This is a genomic window from Streptosporangium sp. NPDC002721, from assembly GCF_042888905.1.
Lineage (GTDB): Bacteria > Actinomycetota > Actinomycetes > Streptosporangiales > Streptosporangiaceae > Streptosporangium.
Map to the genome: position 1 here is coordinate 8,547 of NZ_JBIAQI010000059.1, position 17,338 is coordinate 25,884.

The 17,338-nt window shown below is 70.6% G+C and carries 11 protein-coding genes and 1 pseudogene; 6 read left to right on the top strand and 6 right to left on the bottom strand.

The window, feature by feature from the left end:
- Positions 1 to 146: 146 nt before the first annotated feature.
- The 5 genes from ACFYWM_RS43350 to ACFYWM_RS43370 form a co-directional block, all read right to left on the bottom strand.
- The gene (locus ACFYWM_RS43350; protein WP_389927330.1) at positions 147 to 2,411 is read right to left on the bottom strand and encodes a S8 family serine peptidase; all 2,265 of its coding nucleotides are present in this window, start codon (positions 2,409 to 2,411) and stop codon (positions 147 to 149) included.
- Positions 2,412 to 3,091: 680 nt separating this feature from the next.
- Entirely contained in the window at positions 3,092 to 4,723 is a 1,632-nt protein-coding gene (locus ACFYWM_RS43355; RefSeq protein WP_389927333.1) for an OmpL47-type beta-barrel domain-containing protein, read from the bottom strand.
- Positions 4,724 to 4,889: 166 nt separating this feature from the next.
- Positions 4,890 to 8,894 (bottom strand): ThuA domain-containing protein, encoded by a 4,005-nt coding sequence (locus tag ACFYWM_RS43360; RefSeq protein WP_389927336.1) that lies wholly within the window; start codon positions 8,892 to 8,894, stop codon positions 4,890 to 4,892.
- A 228-nt stretch (positions 8,895 to 9,122) separates the two neighbouring features.
- Positions 9,123 to 10,115 carry a multicopper oxidase domain-containing protein gene (locus ACFYWM_RS43365; protein ID WP_389927339.1) on the bottom strand — a complete coding sequence of 331 codons (993 nt, stop codon included), beginning with the start codon at positions 10,113 to 10,115 and terminating at the stop codon, positions 9,123 to 9,125.
- A gap of 755 nt (positions 10,116 to 10,870) precedes the next feature.
- Positions 10,871 to 11,014 (bottom strand): hypothetical protein, encoded by a 144-nt coding sequence (locus ACFYWM_RS43370; RefSeq protein ID WP_389927342.1) that lies wholly within the window; start codon positions 11,012 to 11,014, stop codon positions 10,871 to 10,873.
- Positions 11,015 to 11,654: 640 nt separating this feature from the next.
- Between ACFYWM_RS43370 and ACFYWM_RS43375 the strand changes: the two genes are divergently transcribed.
- From ACFYWM_RS43375 to ACFYWM_RS43390, 4 genes are all read left to right on the top strand, one after another.
- Positions 11,655 to 12,062, top strand: a complete 408-nt coding sequence (locus tag ACFYWM_RS43375) for an ArsR/SmtB family transcription factor (protein ID WP_389927344.1) — start codon at positions 11,655 to 11,657, stop codon at positions 12,060 to 12,062.
- Position 12,063: 1 nt separating this feature from the next.
- Complete coding sequence (locus tag ACFYWM_RS43380) at positions 12,064 to 12,708, top strand: SRPBCC family protein (protein WP_389927347.1); 645 nt, start codon at positions 12,064 to 12,066, stop codon at positions 12,706 to 12,708.
- A gap of 18 nt (positions 12,709 to 12,726) precedes the next feature.
- Positions 12,727 to 13,218: an SRPBCC family protein gene (locus ACFYWM_RS43385; protein WP_389927350.1), complete on the top strand. Its 492-nt coding sequence runs from the start codon at positions 12,727 to 12,729 to the stop codon at positions 13,216 to 13,218.
- 519 nt (positions 13,219 to 13,737) lie between these two features.
- Positions 13,738 to 14,322 carry a dihydrofolate reductase family protein gene (locus ACFYWM_RS43390; RefSeq protein ID WP_389927353.1) on the top strand — a complete coding sequence of 195 codons (585 nt, stop codon included), beginning with the start codon at positions 13,738 to 13,740 and terminating at the stop codon, positions 14,320 to 14,322.
- 230 nt (positions 14,323 to 14,552) lie between these two features.
- On the opposite strand, the gene ACFYWM_RS43395 is transcribed toward ACFYWM_RS43390, so the two are convergent.
- Positions 14,553 to 15,560, bottom strand: coding sequence for an RNA polymerase subunit sigma-70 (locus ACFYWM_RS43395; protein ID WP_389927355.1), 1,008 nt, complete (start codon positions 15,558 to 15,560; stop codon positions 14,553 to 14,555).
- 432 nt (positions 15,561 to 15,992) lie between these two features.
- Here ACFYWM_RS43395 and ACFYWM_RS43400 point away from each other — a divergent pair, with 432 nt between their 5' ends.
- Both ACFYWM_RS43400 and ACFYWM_RS43405 read left to right on the top strand, forming a co-directional pair.
- Positions 15,993 to 16,655, top strand: a complete 663-nt coding sequence (locus tag ACFYWM_RS43400) for a carbohydrate-binding protein (RefSeq protein WP_389927358.1) — start codon at positions 15,993 to 15,995, stop codon at positions 16,653 to 16,655.
- 47 nt (positions 16,656 to 16,702) lie between these two features.
- A pseudogene (locus ACFYWM_RS43405) lies at positions 16,703 to 17,338 on the top strand (rhamnogalacturonan lyase); the annotation flags it as partial.

Here is a 17,338-nt window from a genome sequence, read left to right on the forward strand (position 1 = left end):
AAAAAACCGCCCGGGCGGGGGCGGCCCCCGCGGCGCCGCCCCCCCCCCCCCCCCCCGCGCGGGGCGCCCCCCCCCCCCCCCCCCCGGGGGGGGGGCCCCCCCCCGGGGGGGGCCCCCCCCCCGGCGAGAGGTGGATCAACAGGTGGTCAGGAGGCGAGGACCCGTAGTTCCGAGAGCTGGCCCGCGGGCCAGGCGGTGTTGGCGGTGAACACCAGCCGGACGTACCGTACGGCGGCCATGTTGAAGCTCGTCGACACGGCGTTGCCCGAGGCCGGGGTGAAGGCGTAGGCCCGTGAGCCGACGATCGGCCGGTAGGTGACGCCGTCGGTGCTGCCCTCGATGGACAGCGTCTGGGTGCGGGCACCCCAGGAGGGCGGCAGCGTCATCTCCACCTGATAGATCCGGCAGGTCGCGCCGAGGTCCACGGTCAGGGACTGCGGGAAGGCGTTGTTGGTGCTCTCCCAGTAGGTGGAGGTGTTGGCGTCCACCGTGTTCGCCGTACCGTACCCGGGCTGCGCGCTGCCCTGGACCGGCCGGCCGAGGGCCGCGTTCTTGCCGGCCGCCGAGAACGCCTGCACCTCGGCGATCTTGATGGTCGGCGTCCAGGGGCCGCTCGGGAAGGTCAGCGACAGGCAGCACCCGTGGACCGGCGGGAAGGTGATCGTGACCTTGTTACCGGTGGCGGGGTTGAAGCTGTAGGTCTGCGCCGGGCTCACCGTGACGTTGTCCACGGTGCCCGCGTAGGCCGCCTGGACCGACATGGTCAGCGTCCGGGCCGGCTCGCCGGCCGGGAGCTGCACCACCACCTTGTCGGTCGTGCGGCGGCCCCCGCCGAAGGCGTAGTTGATCGAGACCGAGTTCACGAACGCCGGGACCTCCCAGTAGGTGGCCGGGTCGCGGTCGACCGAGGAGAAGCCCCAGTGGCCGTCGGTGCCGGGCAGGGACCTGTTGTAGCCCATCACCAGCGGCAGTTCGGTTCCCGGCGCGATCACGCCCGACCTGGCCCGCGTCACCGCGGCGTAGGCGTCCAGCTTGCCGTGCCCCCAGACCTCGTTGGCCGTTCCGGCCGAGGCGCAGGAGGTGTCGGGCTTGGGGACGGCGCTGGAGTCCAGGATCTCCCGGGTCGCGTCGACGTTGCCGCGCAGGCCCGGCACCGCCGCCCAGATCAGGGCCACCGTCGCCGCCGTGTGCGGGGAGGCCATGGAGGTCCCGCTGTAGCTGGCGTAGCCGCCGGGCACCGAGGAGCGCACGTTCACCCCGGGGGCGGCGATGTCCGGCTTGAGGTAGGAGGCGCCGTCACCGCGGCTGGAGAACGGCGCGATCACGTCGTTGACGTCGAAGGCCGCCGAGCTGTAGGCCTGGATGAGCCCGCCGGGATAGCCCGCCGTTCCGCAGTCCGGTCCGTCGTTGCCGATGGAGAAGGCCGGGAAGATGCCCGCCTGCACCCAGGAGGACAGGACGTCGGCGTACCACTCCGAGTACCCCATGCTGCCCCAGGAGTTGTTCACCACGTCGGGGGCCAGGTCGGGCCGGGGGTTGTGCCCGTTGAGGTCGGTGGGGGCCAGCATCCACTGGCCGGCCGCCAGCAGGGCGGCGGTCGAGCAGTTGGTGCCCTCACATCCCTTGGCGGCGATCCACCTCACCCCGGGAGCGACGCCGATCTTGTTCGTGCCGCCGTCGTCCCCGGCCATCGTCCCCATCGTGTGGGTGCCGTGCCCGTCGGTGTCGCACGGTGCCGCCGTGGGGCACCCTCCCACCGGGTTGAACCAGGCGTAGTTGTGGTCGGCCGTGCCGCCGGTGGTGCCCCGGTACTGGCCGAGCAGGGCGGGGTGGTCCCACTGGACGCCGGTGTCGATGCCGGCGACCACGATGCCCTGGCCGCGATCGGAGAACTCCTCCCACACCTGGTCGGCGCCGATCTTGTCGACGTTCCACTCGACACCGGCCACCGTGGCCTGCGCCCGTGGGGCCACGGCGGGCTTCGGGAGGGAGACCGGGACGTCCGCCTCGATCTTCGCCACCTCGGGCAGCGCGGCGAGCCGCTCCAGCAGCGCGCCGTCGCCGCTCACCCTGACGGTGTTGGAGATCCAGAACGACGTGTAGTCGGCGCGGGCGGCGCGCAGGGCGGCGATGACCCGCTTCTGGGAGGAGTCGGCCACCTCCTTGCGGACGCGGATCACCTCTGTTGCCCGCCCCGCGCGGGTCTGTTTGCCCGCCACGGTGCCGAGGTCGGCGCGCTTGGCGAGGCGTACCCAGAAGGTGCCGGTACGGCCGTCGGCCACGCTGTCGCGGACCGCTGCCGGGATCTTGGACGGCGGGGCGGGTTCGGCCGCCCCGGGCGTGTTGGTCGGGCCGCCCGCGTGGGCGGCGCTGGAGGAGAAGATGAGGGCCGTGGCGACGGTGGCCGTCACCAGGGCATGCGAAAGCCGCAGCAAGCGCGACAAAGGGGAGGTCCTTTCCTCGGGGGGACGTCCGGCGGCACCTCGAACGGGCCGTACGGACGGTGAAAGCTCCGTACGGCCAGCGATGCCGTACGGAACGTCCGGGCGGAACCTCAGCCCGGACAGACCTGGAACGCGGGGAAGTGGAGAGCTGTCAGCCGGTCAGCTCGTGGCGGGGGAGTGGCGGACCGCCCCCGGCCGTGACCGGTTCCGCCACCGGTGAAGATCACGATGTCCCCGGCCGGCGAGTTCTCGTGCGTGGGAGGGCGAGGGCCACCGCGCCCCCGGTCCCGGATAGACAGACACCGCCAAGATCCCCCGTTCCAGCTGCTGCCCCACACCTTAACGATCTACCTTCTCGACCGCGACCCTATTTATCCCTTTCTTGCCTGTATAGATGTGAATTCTGCGTAAACTTGCTTATTTTTTGCAACGAGAGTTTTGGTGGGTTTCGGCCAGACATGGGGTTTTCGAGAATGAGCGCGCGATGCGGACCGGCGGCGAGGGGGAAACGCGGCCAGGCACGATGCGGGCCGCCGCCTTGCGGGCGGCCTGACGCGCGAGCGGCCCCCGCCCAAAGGACGGGGGCCGCTCACCGGCTGACGACGTCGCCTCACGGGGTGGCCGTCACCCCTGCCCGGCGGCGGGCGCTACTCGCCACCCGCTTCCACGATCATGAACCTGGCCGTGCCCACCGACATGTTCCCGGCCTTGTCGCTCGCCCGGTACGACAGGGTGTGCGCGCCGGGCTGGTCGACCGACAGCGGCTTCGTGTACGCCGCGAACGGTTGCCCGTCGAGGGAGTACTCCACCTTGTCCAGCCCCGAGCCGACGTCGCTCGCCGTCAGCTTCACCGTCGCCGAGCCGACGTAGTTCCAGGCCCAGTCCTGGGTGCCGGTGATCGCGGCCGACACCTGCGGCAGCGTGGTGTCCTCCTCCGGAGCCACCACGGTGAACCTCAGCGTCGCCACCGGCGAGGTGTTCCCGGCCCTGTCGGTGGCCCGGTACGACAGGGTGTGCGCGCCCGCCTTGTTGACCGACACGGGGGAGGGGTACTCGACGTAGGCTCCGCCGTCGAGCGAGTACTCCACCGTGGCGACCCCCGACCCGGTGTCACTCACCGAGATCATCACGGTCGCCGCGCCGACGTAGTTGCCCGCCGAGTCCTGATCGCCCGACAGCTGCGCCGAGACCTGCGGGGGAGTGGTGTCCCCCCCTTGCGGGGCCGCCACCGTGAACTCCACCGAGCCCACGGCCGAGGTGTTGCCCGCCTTGTCGGTGGCCCGGAACGTCACCGTGCGCGCGCCGGGCTGGCTGACCGCCAGCGGGGCCGTGTACGCCGCGAACGGCTGGCCGTCGAGGGAGTACTCCACGGTGTCGACGCCGGAGCCGGTGTCGCTCGCCGTCACCGTCACCGTCGCCGCGCCCACGTAGTGGCCCGCCGCGTTCTGCTCACCGGTCACCTTCCCGGTGACCGTGGGCGCGGTGGTGTCCTCCCCCTGCGGGGCCACGACCGTGAACTCCACCGAGCCCACGGCCGAGGTGTTGCCCGCCTTGTCGGTGGCCCGGAACGTCACCGTGCGCGCCCCCACCTGGTTGACCGACACCGGGGCCGAGTAGGCCGCGAACGACCCGCCGTCGAGCGCGTACTCCACGGTGTCGACCCCGGACTCGGTGTCGCTCGCCGAGACCGTGACCGTCGCCGCGCCCACGTAGTCGCCGTTCGCGTCCTGGTCGCCCGCCACCTGCGCGGAGACCTGCGGCGCGGTCGTGTCCTCGCCCCCGCCCTCGGTGACGACGAGCTCGCCGGTCATCTGGCCGTGACCGGGGATCACGCAGTGGTAGCGGTACTTGCCGGGGGTGAGGTTCACCTGGGCGACGTGCCGGCCGCCGTCGGCGTCGAAGGGGCTGGCGATGATGTTGAGGCTGACGTCGTGGTTGTAGCCGGGGGTGGAGGTGTCGAACGTCAGCGTGTGCGTCATGCCGCTGGTGTTGCCGGTGGCCGCGCTGTTCTCGAAGACGATGGTGGCGGGACCCGCCGTCGCCGACTCCGGCGCCGACTTGTAGGCGGTCATGCTGTCGTCGGCGGTCCAGGTGAGCGTCTGGTCCGCCGCCTGCGCGGCGCTGAGCTGGGCACGGGGTTGTGCGGCGGCGTTGACCGAGGACAGCAAGAGCGCGGGAAGCGCCACGGCGAGCAGCGCCACGGCCAGGCGCGGCGCCGTCACCGCCGCGGACGCCCGCCGTAACGCCCTGATCACTAAGGCCCCGATCACTCTGGTCACTCTGGTCACTCTGGTCACTCTGGTCACTCTGGTCACTCTGGTCACTCTGGTCACGTGGGAGAGGAGAGATCCGGCATGCATGTGTCGATGCACCTTTCCGAGCTGGGGTGGGGCGCCGGGCACGGGGAGCACGCTCCCCGGCCCGGCACCCGGCCGGCGTACCGTCCTAGAGTTCGCGCACGCGGATGTTGCGGAAGTCGATCACGTCGTTGTTGCCGTGGTTCTGCAGCCCGAGGAACCCGCTGATGAACTGGCGCAGGTCCGTGGGCGGGTCACCGGCGCGCGAGGACGCCTTGCCCGGCGTGTTGTCGAACTCGCTGATCACCGTGCCGTTGCGGATGATCGTGTAGTGCTGGCCGACCGCCCGGACCTCGTAGTCGTTCCACTGGCCCTTCGCCGTCACCCCGGCCCGGTTCAGGCCGTTGGGCGAGAAGTTGTAGACCGAGCCCGTCTTCTGCGGCTCGCCCGTGTCACCGTCGTAGATCTGGATCTCGTGGCCACAGAAGATCGCGACCCAGGCGGGTGAGGTGCGTGCCGAGCCGACCGTGCCACAGCTTCCGGCGGGACGCTGCTCCAGCGGGGTCCTCGGGTCCGGGAACCGGACGAACAGGCCGCTGTTGGCGCGATGCGGGTCGGGCGAGCTGTCACGGAACTGCAGCCGGACCGAGAAGTCCGCGTACGCCTTGTCGGAGTACCACAGCATGCCCAGGCCGCCGGAGCTGCGGATCGTGCCGTCCGCCTGGAGGGCGAACCGCCCCGACGGGGCCTGGGTCCAGCCCAGCAGCGACGACGCCGTGCCGTCGAAGATGGGCTCGTACCCGCTCACCCTGCCGACCTCGGACCTGGCGCCGGCGGTGCGCAGCGCCTCCGCCTCCTGGGCGGTGACGACGCCGTCCTTGAGCAGCTGCTTGACGACGGTGTCGAGGTGCTGGACGAACTGGTTGCGGTTCTTCCAGGCGCGCTCGTCGTCGATCAGGTCGTTGATCGTGCAGCCGCCGCCGGCCGCCTTGTTGCGCACGCCGGTGAAGGCGTCGAGCAGCTGCACCGTCGGCCGGGCGTCGGGCGCGGCGCAGCCGACCGTGACGGCGATCTTCCCGGTGGCCTGCTCGCCGTCGGCGTAGGTGACCTTCAGCGTCGCCTGGTAGGTGCCGAAGCCGGCGTAGGTGTGCGTCGGGTCGGCCTCCTTCGACGGCGCGCTGCCGTCGCCGAAGTCCCACTCCCACGCCACGCCGCCGGCCCTGGCGCCGGAGAACGTCACCGTCCTGGGATCGGCGTTCTGCCGGGCGGGACGCGGCACGGCCGCGGCCGGGTCCGGCGTCGCCGGGCCGCCCTTGTAGGTGACGCGGACCAGCTTCTGGTTGGCGTGCAGGCTGAAGAAGCCGCCGGCGTAGTCGAGCATGTAGAGCGCGCCGTCGGGGCCGAACTTGGCGTCCATCCACGACTGGAGCTGGCCCGCGCCGTTGCCGCCCGGGATGATGTGCCGCAGGTCCTCGGCGAACGCCGGCCGGCCCGCCTGCCGGGCGGTCTCGGGGTTCACGGTCACCGCGACGCGGTTGTTGGCGTTGGACTGGTCACCGATGAACCACTTGCCGTCCCAGTACTCCGGCCAGGCGACCCCGCTTTCGGTGTCGGCCTGGGAGCGGTGGTAGGTCGGGCCCGACATGACCGCCTGGCCGCCGCCCTTGAGGTAGGGCATGGTGAGGGTCTCCTCGCCCTGCTTGTACGTCGGCAGACCGCTGCCGTCCTGCCGCTTGGGGTAGACCGGGCCGCCGCCCTGCGGCGAGTACCAGATCATGTTGTCGCGCGCCGGCGGGATGTCGACGAGGCCGGTGTTGCGCGGCGAGGTGTTCTTCAGGTTGTCGCAGTCGTACCACTCGGCGGGCTGGGTGGCGTTGCCGTTGCTGCGGTCGCGGTAGGGCTGCCTGTTTCCCATGCAGTACGGCCAGCCCTGGTTGCCGGCGGAGGTGAGGACCGTCACGGTCTCGTACTTGGCCGGTCCCCACGTCTCGCTCGGGCCGGCGGCGTCCGGGCCGACCCAGCCGGCCGTGATCCAGTCGTTCTTCTCGTCCCACTGCAGCCGCGCGATGTTGCGGACGCCCATCACCCAGATCTCCGCGCGGGTCTTGCCGCCACCCTCCTCCTCACCGGTGAACAGGTTGCCCTCGGGGACGGTGTAGGTGCCGTCGGGCTCGGGGTGGATGCGCAGGATCTTGCCGTTGAGGTCGTTGGTGTTGCCGGAGGTACGGCGGGCGTCCTGGAAGGAGGTGCCCTTGTAGTCCTGGGTCCAGTTGTTGCCGGAGTAACCGCTGGACCCGCCGGAGGAGTTGCTGTCACCGGTGCCGATGTAGAGGTTGCCGTCCTCGTCGAAGGTCATGCCTCCGCCCGCGTGGCAGCAGCTGTGGATCTGGGTGTCCCACTGCAGCAGGTCCTTGCGGCTGCCCTGGTCGATCGTCTGGGTTCGTGAGTCGTAGTCGAACCGGGAGACCGTCCGCTTGCCGATGCGCCTGTCGCGGTCGATCGAGGCGTGCGGCATCCAGTACGCGTAGATCCAGCCGTTCTCCGCGAAGTCCGGGTCGAGGGTGATGCCGACCAGGCCCTCCTCGTTCTTGACCAGCTCGTCGCCGCTGCCGCGGTTGCCCATGACGGGCAGCGTGGTCAGCAGCTTGACCTGCTTGGTCCTGGGGTCCCACTGGTGGATGGTGCCACACCCCAGGCCCACCTTCGGGTCGGTCCAGGCGGGGACCGGGCCGGTGGCGCATGCCGCCTTGCCGATGTAGAACACCTTGCCGTTCGGCGCGACGGTCAGACCGTGCGGCTCGCCGATCTGGTCGAGCTGGCCCTGCGCGTTCGGCGCGGTCAGCCGTTCGGTGGCGTAGTTGGCCGCGATGGTCGCCTGGCAGTCGCCCCGCACGATGCCGGTCGCCCACCGGATGGCGCCGGCCAGGTGCGTGCGGAACTGCTTGTCGCCGGTGTAGCTCGCCGCGGTGCCGCCCATGCCGGTGTAGAAGGACCGGCCGCCGTCGTAGTCACGGCACCAGGAGACCGGGTGGAACGGGCCGTTGCCGTTCATGCTCGGGTTGTAGGTCCACTCCTCGACCTGCGCGATCGTGTGGACCTTGCCCACCGGGTTGGGGTTCCAGCTCAGCCACTTGTCGGTCCGCGACAGGGTGAGCGGAAGCCCCTCGTTCGCCGGATGCTTGCGGTCGAGGATGTCCACGACGGCCTTCTGCTCCTTCGGCGCGGGAGGCGGCGCGGAGTCGGGCCCGAACAGCCGCAGCTCGGCGAGCTGGGTCAGGGGCTCACCGCCGTTCGCGGTGACGTTGAGCCGGTAGTACTGGTACGCCGTGGTGTTCTCGAACTTGTACTCCTTGCTCTGGAACCGCTGGGGGAAGACCTCCCCGCTGCGCTTGTCGAGATCCGTCCAGGTCGTCCCGTTCTGCGAGCCCTGCAGGGTCCAGTCCTTGGGGTCCCGGCCGGCGGAGTCGTTGGCCGACGTCAGCGCGTAGTGCGCCACCACGACGGCCTTCTCCAGCTTGCCCTGCACCCACCCGGCCGGCGTCCTGGCCAGCCACTTGGTGTCGTTGTCGCCGTCGAAGACCTTCTCCTTGGTCTCGTTCGGCGGGTTCTCCGCGCTCGCCGCCACCTCCGTCACCTTCTCCGCGATGGGGAGGGCGCCGACGGGCCGGGTGCCGATCAGCTCGGTGAACCACGCCGAGTCGATCTGCGCGCGGGCGGCGTCGCGGATGCCGACGAACCCGCCACCGCCCCTGATGTACGCCTGGAAGGCGGCGAGCTGTGATTCGTCCAGGTTCACGCCGTTGGCCGACAGGAACACCACGCCGCGGAACCGCGCCAGGTTGTCGGCGGTGAAGACCGCCGGATCCTGGGCCTCCTCGACGGAGAACCCGTTCTTCTTGCTCAGTTCCCTGATCGCCGTCGCGGCCGCCCGCACCGGGTCGTCCTGCTGCGCGGCCTGGCCGCTGAAGACCAGCACGTTGACGGCGGGCTTCTTGGCGGCCGCGGCGGGGGCCTGAGCCTGTGGCCGGGCCTGCGCCTGGGCCGGCACGGCGGCCGGGGCCGCCAGCCCGAGCACCAGGGCGGCACTCGACATCGTGATCAGTACGCGTCGCCAGGCGGGTGGCCGGGACGGTGAATGGCCTGTTCGACCCATCATTGCTCCTTGGGATCGAGGGGGGTTCGGGACCATTTGCGGATGAGTTGAAAGGAGGGCGGCCGCGGTCCGGGGCGTCTTGGAGGGGGCGGCCGCGGTCCGGGGTGCCGACGTCCGCGTGGGCCGTGCTCGTACGGCACGGGGCGACCGGATCCGGTCATGGGGGGCGCCCGGGGGCGGGCGGGCCGTGCGCGGCCGTCAGTGGCCGTCAGTGGCCGTCAGTGGCCGTCAGTGGCCCGCGTGGTCACCGCTCGCGTGACCGCCGCCCGAGTGACCACCGCCCGGTTGGTCCGGTACGTTCCCGTCCGCGTCCGTCACCTTGAAGATGCCGGCCATCCCCATGTCGGAGTGGCTCTGGACGTGGCAGTGGTACATCCATTCCCCCGGGCCGACGCGCTCGCCCGCGATCAGCTGGAAGCCGAACGACTCGGCGGGTCCGGTGATCTTGGTGTCGATGATCCGGCTCGGGTCCTCCAGGCTCTCCAGCATGCCGGTGCGGTTGTCGGCCCAGCGGTGCCCGTGGATGTGGAACGTGTGGTAGAACTCGCCGTGGGTGATCACGATCCACTCCACCCGCTCGCCGGCCTTGGCGACGAACTCCGGCGCCTGGTGCGCGGGGCGATTGTTGATCATCATGTCGTTGAAGACGACGGTGAACGTCTTGTCCGGCCTGACGTCCTTCTTCCGCCGGACGACCAGCGCGCCGTACAGTCCCTGCCGGATGCCGAGCGTGCCGTGGTCGGTCCCCACCACGTGGTCGTGGTAGTGCCAGTAGCCGGCGCTGCCGGGCTCGATGCCGGCGCCGCCCCCGCGCCTGCCCTGCGCGTGGGTGCGCCAGATGTAGGTGCGCCGGCCCCCGGGCTCGACCACGCTGTCGTTCATTCTCGTACCGTCGCTGGCCACGTCGTAGTCCACCCCGTGGACGTGCAGGCTCGCCGTCACGTTCAGGTTGTTGACCATCTCGATCTCAAGCGTGTCGCCCTCGACCATCTCGATGAGCGGCCCGGGGATCGTGGCCTTGCCGGGCTCCAGGCCGTAGCCCAGCCGGCCGTCCTCCAGCCGCTCGGCGTACAGCGTGATGCGGCGGACCGCGCCCATGGCCGTGCCGGCCGTACCGGCCAGGGGCAACGCCCCGGCCTGATTCGCTGTGACCAATGGTGCCAGCGCGGCGGCCGCCGCGGACGTGGTGAAGGCACGCCGGGAGAGCAGGCTTTTCGCCATGCCTCTGCCTACCTCGGTCATGGTTCCCCAATCGGTGGCGCTTGCGTGAGGGTGACTTGCGGGTGCTCGGGACACCGCTTTCGCGCGCGACGTGTCCAGGCCTGGAGCGGTCGCGTCGTGATCGGTGAGGCTCTAGGGGGTGGTGAGATCGACATCCGAACGAAGTACGCGCCATTTTCGCCGAAATGTCAAGAAGTATCACTCGAAAAGTCAGAACTTCTGCTCATATCTGGCCAAAGGTGGATGCGGCTGTTACGGTGACCTCAAGATCGAACTTCCCGGCATCCCCCGCGTCCGCACTCCCCGCCCCATAACCCCTGGTCACCGCCCCTTCCGGCGGCCCGCACGGTGAATCCGCATGAGGAATCCACCCGTACCCGCACCGCCTCGACCGCACCCCGCCGTCCCACCGCCACCTCTCGGCGGCCGTTCCGCTGACGACCCGTCACCGCCCGTGTCAGCCGCCGGCTCGTCCCCCGCCACCCGGCGCGCTCACCGGCTGCGACCCATATGCCCTGGTCTCCGGGCGGGCGGCGCGGGAATGCCGAGGACTCGCGCGGGCCGCACACGGCGCCCAGCCGCTCCGATCCCGCTGCGCGACGATCAAGGAGTTATGCCGGAGTCCAAACAAAAGATGCCGAGGATCGCGCCGGAAGTGGCCGTCGCGGCCCGCGGGACGCCGGCAGGGACGTTACCGCGTGAGGGGCGGGCTCAGCTCGCCGAACCGGGTGCCGGTCTGTTCCTCCCGGTCTCCGTCAGGTGCGGCCGCGGGTCGACATGCGAGCCGCCAGCGTCTTCGCCGTCACCGGGCGCAGGCTGTCCAGGACCGCGAGCGCTTCGGATTCGGAATGCCCGTCGATCCTGATGGAGGCGTTCCGTTCGTGCGCGAAGAGGACCACCTCGGTCCTGTCGCCTCTGCGTAGCCGGCGGTTTCCCGGGAGCGGGCGGCAGGGGTTGGGCGGGGCTGAGCGCGTTCAGCGCCCATGTCGGCGGCACGAAGGCGATCGGCCCGGCCGGCGCGACCGCCTTCCGGCGAGGAAGCCGGGCTTTGCAGGCCAGAGCCGCCCCCAAGGGGAGGGCCACGAGCAACACCGCCACCGGGCGGAAGAGCGCGACATGGTCCGCCAGCAGCTAGATCACGCCTTCCAGCGCTCCGACGGCCACCCCGATCAGAGCACCTCTGTCCGCCGCGGCACGGGATCCCATCGCCTCCATGAAGTCATGATGCCCCGCATGCGATCACTTGTCCTCCGGAGCGAAGAGTCGCCCTCTTCTCGAACGTGCTCCCAGCCCCAAGGCGAGCTGATCAGGGCATCGCTTTCCCCCTTCCCTTCCCCTCCCGGTCCCCGAAAGCCTTCCGGCCGGCGGTAAGCGTCGGCGAGTTCGACCCGCGGATGTTCTGGTTCGTGGCCAGGCTCACCGGCGCGCTGGAAGAGGAACGGCGCCGGGGCCTCGCGGGTCAACCTGTGCGGTGCCGCCGACGCGGCGCCCATATGTCAGCCTTGCCTTATATAAGTGTAGGCCGGTACGATCTTCTTCGTGCACGCGTTCGACATCCTCGGCGACCCCGTGCGCCGGCGCATCCTGGAGCTGCTCGCCGACGGCGAGCGGACCTCCGGGGCGATCACGGAGGTCATCCGGGCCGAGTTCGCCCTCTCCCAGCCGGCTGTCTCCCAGCATCTGCGTGTGCTGCGTGACGGCGGGTTCGCGTCGGTGCGGGCTGAGGGCGCTCGGCGGTTCTACGCTGTCGAGCCCGCGCCGCTGAGCGAGGTCGACGCGTGGCTGGACCGGTTTCGCCGGTTCTGGGAACAACGCCTCGACGCCCTGGGGACCGAGCTGGCCCGGGGCAGGCGTGCACGTCTGCCCCGGGCCGGTGGGGAACCCACCCGGCGGGCCGGGTCCGGCACCGATACCGGCAAAACCGATCCACCACCGACAGAGGCATGACATGAAAGACGTACTGGACGAGCTGGCCGCCGTGCGCCGGACGATGGGCAACGGCGAAGTGCCCGCCGGCGAGGCGTACACCGTGGAGCTGCGGCGTCGATACGACGCGGAGATCGACGACGTCTGGGACGCCGTCACCGATCCCGAGCGGCTGCGCCGCTGGTTGAAGCCGGTCACCGGGGACCTTCGGCCCGGCGGGAAGTTCGAGCTGGACGGTGGTGAGCACGGTGACATCCTCCGGTGCGAGCCGCCGCGTCTGCTCAAGGTGTCCTGGCTCTACGGACCGGACGCCGACGCCTGGCCCGGCACGAGCGAGGTGGAGGTGCGCCTGGTCCCGGGCCCCGCCGGCGACACGGAGCTCGAACTGATCCACGCGGCGTTCGTCGAGGAGCCCTCCTTCCCCGTCTACGGCCCGGGCGCCGGCGGCGTCGGCTGGGACCTGGCCCTGCTCACCCTGGCCCGGTTCCTGGCCGGTGACGAGATCGCCGACCACGAGGAGTTCGAGAAGTCGCCCGAAGGACGTGAGTTCAGCCGGCGCAGCGCCGCGGCCTGGGGCCGGGCTCATCTGGCCGCCGGTGGCGAACCGGAGCACGTCGCGGCCGCGGTCGAGGCCACCACCACGTTCTACGCGCCCGGCCCGGCCTAGGGAAAGAATGATGCGTCCATGAAATACACCGTCTCCATCGAGATCGCCCTGTCGCGGGAGAAGGCGGTCCAGCTGCTCACCGACCCGGCACACCTGCCGAGATGGCTGCGGGGCCTGGTGCTGCACGAGCCGCTGAGCGGGGAGCACGGGCAGCTCGGCACCACGTCGCGGGTCGTGTTTCAAATGGGCCGGCAGAAGATCGAGTGCACCGAGACGATCACCCGACGGGAACCGGCGGACCTGCGCGAGACCCCGGAGACGAGCGTCGTTCACTTCGACCGCGAGATCGTCGGTGAGGGCATGTGGAGCGCCGCACGCGAACGGCTGACCGAAGCCGGCCCGGAAACGACGCTCTGGGAGAGCGAGAACGAATACCGGTTCAACGGCTTTCCGATGAAGCTGGTGGGACTTCTGATGCCCGGCGCCTTCCGCAGGCAGTCGCAACAGCACATGCAGGACTTCAAGGCGTTCGCCGAGCGGGGAGAGGACGTCCGCGAAGCGACGGGCTGATCTGCCGTAACCGGCCAGGCGTCTGACGGCGTCGCCGGCGATCCGGGCCGCACCCACCAGCCCCTCACCGATGCCGCCCGCCCGTTCCCCGAGGCTGGAAACGCTTGGCTACGAGCCGGTGACATGCCCGGTTTCCCAGGCCCAGGTGGCGATGCCGACGCGGTTACGTGCGCCGGGCCTGCGCTGGATGTTGGCGATGTGGCCTTTGACGGTGCCCGGTGAGATGACTCGATGTTGGTCTTTCCCCGGGCGACGAGGCGGGCGATGTCCGTCTCCCTTCCGGTCAGGGTTTCGGCCTCCGGCCGCCTGCGCGTGGGCCGGGTGATGTGGCGCAGCAGCCGTAACGCCCTGGGCGAGGCCGGTGATCCCGGGCCCGCCGCGCCGTCCGCCGCCACTGGGAGAGGACGGGGTTTGCGGCCGGTCATCGAGGACCGCCCGCGGAAGCGGATCGCGCACCGATTAGGTTTCCGCGCCGCGCCCGTCTGTACGTGTGAGATCGACTCACGAAAGGCTGACACGATGCGGAAACTGATTTTCGGCATGAACGTGACCCTGGACGGCTACATCGCCGCGCCCGGCGACGACCTCGGCTGGAGTGAGGGGGAGGGGCCGGACTCATCGTCGAGCGCCGAGCTGTTCCAGTGGTGGTCCGACCGGGTGGACGCGACGGGCCTGGCGCTGTACGGGCGCAAGCTGTGGGACGGGATGAGTTCCCACTGGCCGACCGCCGACAAGCGGCCGGGTGCCACCCCGGCGGAGATCGAGTACGCGCGCCGTTGGCGGGACATGCCGAAGGTGGTGTTCTCCTCGACGATCGACACGGTCGACTGGAACGCCCGCCTGTTCACCGGCGACGCGGTCACCGAGATCACCAGGCTCAAGGCCGAGGACGGCGGCCCGATGGACATCTGCGGCGCCACACTCGCCGCGGCGCCCATGCGGGCCGGGCTGATCGACGAGTACGCGATCGTCACCTATCCGGTCCTGGTGGGCGGCGGCACGCCGTTCTTCACCGCGCTGGACAGCTGGGTGAACCTGAACCTGGTCGAGACGCGGACGTTTTCCGGCGGCGTGGTGCTGACCCGGTACGAGACGAGGCGATGAGCACGGGCCGGATGCCCGGCTCGTAAGGCCAGGTCGAAATCCTTCCTGGCGTGCTCACCGTGCCCCTCGGCGAGGAGGGACCCTCTTCCGGGGCCCCTCCTCGCCCTCCCTCACCCTCCCTCGCGTTCCGGGTGAGCTGTTGACCGACTCGCTGAAGATCTCGCTGAAGATGAGGACGACGGTGACGCCGGCCCGTGCGCCGGACTCGTCGGTGATGGGGACTCGTCTGATCACAGCGTCGCGGGCAGGCTCAGCCATGGTTTGCCGGTGACGTCGAATCCGGTGAGCTCGGCGATCTTCCCGTCGACGATGTGCAGGACCGCGATGTTCAGCAAACGGTATTCCGGGTCGTCGGGGGTGCGGAGGTACAGCGCGGCGGCAGGCATGCGGTTGACCGTCGTGGCGATGCAGCGCCAGTCGTCGTGGCCGCGCTGGAAGAGCCCACCGGAGACCCAGCCGTCCACCGCGTCCTTGGCCGTGACGATCAAGGTGCCCGGATCGGGCAGCATCGCGAAGCGCAGGTCGTCGCGCAGCAGGGCCGTCAGCCCGTTGAGGTCGTTGCGCTCATGGGCGTCCATGTACGACCTCACCACGCCGCGCTCGTCATCCGACAGCTCGTACGTGGCAGGGCTCCGCCAGTCGAGGCGGCGGTCGGGCAGCTGCTCGCGCATCGTCACGCGTGCCCGCTGCAGTGCGCTGGTCACCGACGCGACGGTCAGCTCGAGGGCGTCGGCGGCCGTCGGCGCCGGCCAGCCGAGGACGTCGCGCAGGATGAACACCGCCCGCTGCCGCGGCGGCAGGTGCTGGACGGCGACGATGAACGCCAGCTCGATCGTCTCCCGCGCCACCACCGATTCCTGCGGGTCCTCCGGGAGCATCCGGTCCGGGTAGGGCTGCAGGTAGTGCAATTCCGAGTCCGCGTCCGGCAGCTCGGCAGGCACGGGTGTGCGGTCGTTGCGCCTGTCCAGGAAGTCGAGGCAGGCGTTCGTCGCGATCCGGTACAGCCAGGTCCGCAGCGCGGCGTGGCCCCTGAACGACTCCCGCTTGTTCCACGCCCGCAGGAACGTCTCCTGCGTCATGTCCTGGGCGTCCTCGTAGTTCGCGAGCATCCGGTAGCAGTGCACCTGCAGCTCACGCCGGTGGCGCTCCGTGATGAGCGCGAACCGTGCCGCGTCGTTCGAGCGGGCCGCCGCGATGAACGCGGCCTCGTCGTTGCCTGGCAGTCTGGCGTCGGTCATGGTCGTCAATCCTTCCGCAGGACGGCGACCACCTCCGCCCGCCGGGCCCCGTTCGGCGGTGACCCCGTCCGCCGTCCTGTCGCGGCCCTCGTTTGGGGAGGTGACGTCGGCGTCTTCGGGCACCGGTTCCTCAACTCCTTCGCGGCGATCCGGCCGGTGCCGTGGCCGGGGCGGCCCTGGCGTCGAGTGTCCGGGTTCGAAGGCGGCCCCGGGGGACAGCGGAACAGCCAATAGCGATAAGCGCGAACGACGCGTCACCGCCGTGCCGCCCGCCTCGGGCCGGCCCGGGTCAGCGGTTGAGGTAGGCGGCCAGTCCGCCGGACTCCTCGTCGGCGATGAACACACGCTTCACGTTGAAGAGGGCTTCGTCGGCGTGGGCGACGCAGCCCCACGCCGAGTCGCCCCACGAGTCGGCGACCTTGATCTCGGCCGGTGCGGTGCATCCGGCGGCACCGCCGAGCCGGCACCTACGGGCTGTCGCTGTTCGCCAGGACCACCGGTTCGCTCAGCGCCGCGCAGGTGACGGTCACCGACGCCGCCGGTAACTCGCGCACGCTCAACATCCCGGCGTCAAGCGGCTGGACCCGGCGCGAACTCGCCGGCATCCAGCTGGCGGCCGGTACCGCCACCGTCACCGTCCGGGCGGCGAGCGGCAACGGGCACCTCTTCGTCGACGACCTCGCACTCGTCAGGACCTCCGGCGGTACGCCGCCGGGGCGGCGTTACGAGGCGGAGAGCGCGCCGGCGGTGTGCCAGGGCAGCATCGACTCCAACCAGCCCGGGTTCTCCGGCAGCGGGTTCTGCAACGGCAACGCCGCGGTGGGCGCCTACGCCCAGTTCACGGTGAACGCCTCGGCGGCCGGTACCGCCACGCTCGGGATCCGTTTCGCCAACGGCGCCGGCAGCGCGCGGCCGGCCAACCTGGTGGTCAACGGGGCCCCGGCGGGGACGGTCTCCTTCGCCTCCACCGGCGCCTGGACCACGTGGGTCACCACGACCGTGACGGTCCCGCTGAACACCGGCGGCAACACCATCCGGCTGGAGCCGACCACGGCGACCGGCCTCCCCAACCTCGACCACCTCGACGTCAACTGATCGGGCCATACATGAAACGTCTCATCCATCTGACGCGGAGCCGTGCGGTGATCGGCGGTTCCGTGTGCGCGGTGATCCTGGGAGGGGTCGCCGCCCAGGCACCCGCCTCCGCGGCGGTGTCCTGCCGGGTCACCTACGAGATCACCAACCAGTGGCAGGGCGGCTTCGGCGCCAACGTGACCAACTCCACCAACCACCTGGATGCGGGCGCCGCCGCCGACGCCTCCTACACGGTACGGGCGGTCAGTGGCGGCACCGAGGGCCCGGCTTCGGAGACCTCGCTGCGGTTCGGCAGCGGCTACCTGGACGTGCCGATCAGCCCGCCGTCCTCCGGCCACCACGCGAGCGACGCGGCCCCCGCCGACCTGGACGGCGACGGCCGCATGGACATCGTGCTGAAATGGGAGGCCAACAACGCCAAGGACAACTCCCAGTCCGGCGTCACCGACCCGGTCTACCTCGACGGCGTCAAACTGGACGGCACCCGGCTGTGGCGGATCAACCTGGGCCGCAACATCCGCGCCGGGGCGCACTACACCCAGTTCCAGGCCTACGACTACGACGGCGACGGCAGGGCCGAGGTCGCGATGAAGACCGCCGACGGCACCGTCGACGGACGCGGCACCGTGATCGGCAGCGCGAGCGCCGACCACCGCAACTCCGGCGGCTACGTCCTGGCCGGG